Origin of the sequence: Corynebacterium glyciniphilum AJ 3170 (assembly GCF_007673095.1) — a bacterium.
Taxonomy (GTDB): Bacteria; Actinomycetota; Actinomycetes; order Mycobacteriales; family Mycobacteriaceae; genus Corynebacterium.
Genome location: NZ_VDYZ01000396.1, coordinates 1 through 225 on the forward strand (window position 1 = coordinate 1; position 225 = coordinate 225).

1 pseudogene is annotated in these 225 nt (G+C 66.7%); it reads left to right on the plus strand.

Going from position 1 to position 225, the window contains the following annotated elements:
* A pseudogene (locus tag FS507_RS20175) lies at positions 1-225 on the plus strand (hypothetical protein); the annotation flags it as partial.

The window sequence follows — 225 nt, forward strand, 5'->3', positions numbered from 1 at the left end:
GTGTGGGGGATGTGGCTGGTGAGAGGGTGGTGGAGCTGGGGGGGGTTGGCGTAGGGGTCGGGGAGGCGCGGGAGTTTGGAGAGAGGGGTGAGGGTGGGGGAGTGGTGGAGTTTACGGGGGCCGTGGGTGGAGGGGGTGGGGAGGAGGATGAGGAGAGGGAGGATGAGAATGAGGGGGAGGGGGGGTATGGGTACGGAGATAAAGGGGTGGATGGGAGGAGTGGAG